Source organism: Parabacteroides distasonis (assembly GCF_004793765.1).
GTDB classification, from domain to species: Bacteria; Bacteroidota; Bacteroidia; order Bacteroidales; family Tannerellaceae; genus Parabacteroides; species Parabacteroides distasonis_A.
In genome coordinates, this window is sequence record NZ_SRYM01000100.1 from 1 (window position 1) to 3,962 (window position 3,962).

5 protein-coding genes and 1 pseudogene are annotated in these 3,962 nt (G+C 36.7%); all 6 read left to right on the forward strand.

Annotated features, from left to right (window positions below):
- Window positions 1-348 (forward strand): annotated as a pseudogene (locus E5342_RS19465) (hypothetical protein); the annotation flags it as partial.
- A 61-nt stretch (window positions 349-409) separates the two neighbouring features.
- Window positions 410-1,261, forward strand: a complete 852-nt coding sequence (locus tag E5342_RS18650; RefSeq protein ID WP_121736175.1) for an ATP-binding protein — start codon at window positions 410-412, stop codon at window positions 1,259-1,261.
- Window positions 1,258-1,569: a hypothetical protein gene (locus E5342_RS18655; protein WP_121736174.1), complete on the forward strand. Its 312-nt coding sequence runs from the start codon at window positions 1,258-1,260 to the stop codon at window positions 1,567-1,569. The genes E5342_RS18650 and E5342_RS18655 overlap by 4 nt, the downstream gene beginning before the upstream one ends.
- The gene (locus E5342_RS18660; RefSeq protein ID WP_135960049.1) at window positions 1,559-2,116 is read left to right on the forward strand and encodes a hypothetical protein; all 558 of its coding nucleotides are present in this window, start codon (window positions 1,559-1,561) and stop codon (window positions 2,114-2,116) included. Before E5342_RS18655 ends, E5342_RS18660 begins: the two co-directional genes overlap by 11 nt.
- The gene (locus tag E5342_RS18665) at window positions 2,094-3,107 is read left to right on the forward strand and encodes a hypothetical protein (RefSeq protein WP_135960050.1); all 1,014 of its coding nucleotides are present in this window, start codon (window positions 2,094-2,096) and stop codon (window positions 3,105-3,107) included. Before E5342_RS18660 ends, E5342_RS18665 begins: the two co-directional genes overlap by 23 nt.
- A gap of 11 nt (window positions 3,108-3,118) precedes the next feature.
- Window positions 3,119-3,962: hypothetical protein (locus E5342_RS18670; RefSeq protein ID WP_135960051.1), on the forward strand; the 844-nt coding region annotated here is incomplete at its 3' end.

Here is a 3,962-nt window from a genome sequence, read left to right on the forward strand (position 1 = left end):
AAGAACAAGGGGCGTATAAATGGCATTAAAACGGCGTTTAAACGGCAACAGGCCGAGTTGGCCCGGCAAGCCGAGGCCATCGATCCGGAAGCGGCCTATGCCATGAACGCTAAACTGACCCCAAAGAATATCATAGAAGAATTCAAGGAGAACGGAATGCTAGCACAGGAAGCGGCCCGTTTGGGGGTAAACCTCGATTACGTGACGAATATCCCCGTATTCAGTGAGGTTCAGACATACGGCAAGGATGAGAAGAAGAGCCGAAAACGGAGAGAATCCCCAATGTTGGCTACAGAAAAAGAAATCAGAGAATTTGACATAAATAAATATTTAAACGAGGACGAATGAAAACCCGGTACTATTAGTGGTAGTACCGGGCTGTAATCCAGTCCATAAAGAACAGGAATAAATGAAAAATTCGGTTGCAAATGTACCTGAAAAGGTTGAGATTAAAAAGGCTGTGAACCAATATTGTAAAGAAAAGGGGATCAGCAAATGTGAATTTGGCGTAAAATCCGGTATCAGTGACGCTACATTATCCAATCTGGAGAATGAAAAGTGGGATAAGCTGTCTAAAGGCATGTTGATGAATATCTGGAACTTCTGTAACAGGAACATGGTTGATGAACTGTTTTCCACGACTGATTTTGTATCTGCATTCAAAATATGTGATAAAGCGCGTAAATATCATTTTATGGTTGGGCTTATAGCTGATACCGGAATGGGAAAAACAACAGCCATCAGCGCATACAGCCGCCGGAAGAATGTTTTTTATATCTGCTATGATAAAACAATGAATCCCCGGCAATTCTTTTTAGCCTTGCTTCGTGAACTGGCCTATCCGTTTGAAAGCAACCTGAACGAGATGATCAATCGTGCCGCTGATGAACTAAACAAGTTGGAAAATCCGCTGATAATCATTGATGAAGCGGGGAAACTAAACCAAACAATGATTCTTTACCTGCATGTGCTTAGAGATAAAATAAAAGGCAATTGCGGGGTAATTTTAGCCGGGATGCCTTATTTCAAAGACAACCTGTTAAAGATGGCAGCCAAAGAAAAAGAAGGCATTCCGGAATTTTTACGCCGTATAAACCTTTGGCACTCATTCATAGGATTACAGCCGAAAGAAATCGAAGAAATATGCAGAGCTAACGGGATTGATGACCCCGGCCGTATAAAGGAACTGAAACGAAAGAAACGTTTCGGGGATTTGATGAATGAAATTTATCTAGAAAAAATAATGAAGGAGGAGTTATGATAAAAATGGATACAGTTAATAGTTTAAGTCCTGATTTTAAAAATGTAGGTACTATCTTGGAAGGTATGGACAATGCCATAGTTACTTTCTCAGTCAACAAAGAAGGCAAACTTTGTAAAGTTGTAACTTTCTTTTCTAATGAGGATACACAATTTGATGCCATCACTGTGGGTAATAGCAAGATTATAAAGGATTGTCGAAACTTTCTAGGTTATAGGCATTTCTTGTATAAAGTAAAAGAAATGGTTGTTAAGAGGCTCGATTTTAATTGGAATACAATCTTTATTAGTACAAAAGATGATGAATAACAGAGGAATAACCCCCAAGCAGCTTAAAATGATACATACTTTATTAAGCAAATTTGGATTGGCAGGCCAAAAGGAAAATATTGTTCTAGGCTTTTCAGATGGCAGGACAGATAGTTGTAGAGATTTGACCATGACAGAAGCCAAACAACTGATAAATTATCTTTTACATACAGATGAAAAGAAGCGTATGATTAAAAGTATATGGCACTTAGCTTATAAGATGGGTATTATTTATGGAGATTCATTTGAGGATAATAAAATGAATGCTGCAACACTTAATCTATTCTGTAAATCCCGGGGAACAGTAAAGAAAGATATAGACAAGCAAGAATTATCAGAGTTGAAAAAAACTCATAGACAGTTTGAAGGAATGTATAAAAGCTACTTGAATAAACAAAACAAGACTGAAAAAATACGTTTCCTATCTGAGAAACTTCAAGTAGCTTTAGTTACTGAAAATTTTGAGATATGCTCATTGATTCAAAGCGAATTAAACAAACTAACAAAACAAAAGAGAAAAAAATATGAGAGAGTTTCTATTGAGTGACGAAAGTCTAAATAGTTTAGGATTAGTAGTCAAGACATCCGGAATTAACATGGAGCGTTTCATTAAAAATCCCATCATGTTATACATGCACGACCGCTCAAACGGGATTGTGGGCCGTTGGGATAAATTAAGAGTGGAAAACATAAAATTTTATGGAACACCTGTTTTTGATGATGTCCACGAACCAGGGAAGACCATTAAAGAAAAAGTAGAATCAGGTTTTCTAAATGGAGCCAGTATTGGTATAGAAAAATGTGTAATAGAATTAATAAATAATGTTAGAACTGTGGTTTCTTGTGAATTGGTAGAGGTTTCTATTTGTGACATACCTAGTAATAAGAATGCCGTACAACTGTATTATGATAATAATCCGGTGGATTTACCCACCTATTTAAAACTATCAATAAATCAAAAGACAATGAATGAACAGGATTTTAAATCGTTACTACAAGCGTTAGGATTGCCGGATACGGCAACTATTGATGATGTATTATCGGGCATTAACACGTTAAAGGGATTATCGCCTACCGAAAAAGATGTAAAGGAGTGTTTGCATATGGCACACTTAGATGGCATTATTCAACAAGAAGAGATTGCCGAGTTAGAGGAGATATTCCTGGAACATCCGTTAAAATTATCAAGGTTCATCGCCTCTAAACGTAAATTATACGAAGATACTCAAAAAAAAGAATACAGGTCATTTGTGGATTCTAATAAGGATAAATTCAGAACCTATTCATCTGATTTTATATTTGGGGACATGCAGAAACTAGCAATGAAGAATTTAGACGTATTCAAGTCTATGATAAATAAAGCTCCAGTAATGTTCAAACCTATGGATATAATAAACAAAGAATATGACAAGGGCGGGGTAAAATTGAAACATGAGTGGACATTAGACGATTACAGAAAAAATGCTCCAAATGAGCTAAGAAACAACCCCTCTTTATATGATGAATTAGTAAAAAAAGAATTATCAAACAATAAATAATATTTACGATTATGAGTACATTAAACAAAGAAGTATGGGTAAGACAACTAGTTAAGAATTTTTATCCTAACAGTTCATTTTTGAATTATGTAAAAGACTTTTCAAGTCTAGTAGACAACAACGCTATTAATATGGCAGAGGTGGGAGTAGACCCTGAAGTGTTGGTAAATAATACCACATACCCTATTAAGGTATCACAGCGGGTAGATAAACCAATTCGTATTGAGTTAGATTTATTTGAAACTGAAAATACCTTGGTACGCCGTCCAGAAGTGATAGAATATAGTTATGATCAATTAGAATCGGTATTGATGGGGCATCGTAGCCAATTACGAGCAAAAACGGCAGAAAAGGCTGCACATGCATTTGCACCGGCGGAAGATGGAGAATACACACCGGTTATATCAACAACAGGTGATACATCAGGAAAGCGAAAAAGACTTTCCGTAGAAGATATACTAAGTCTGAAAGAACGTTTTGATGATGTGAATATACCTTTTGAGGATCGTTATCTCGTATTAAACCCTAAACATGTATCAGACCTGATTCTTTTCGATATAAAAGCGTTTAAAGATTTGACAGATATTATTGACGGACAACCAAAGCGGTTTGCAGGATTCAATGTATTACAGACCTCTATAACACCAATATATGATTCAGTCACTCTAAAAAAGAAGCCTTTTTCTGCCGAAAAATCAGACACAGACACATTCTGCTCATTTTGCTTCCAGAAGGAGGAGGTAATGAAAGCCGATGGTGATGTATTCTTGTATTCCAAGGAGAATGACCCGGAAGAACGGGGGACTATTGTCGGGTTCGACAAGCGTTTCATCGCCTTGCCTATAAGGGATAAGG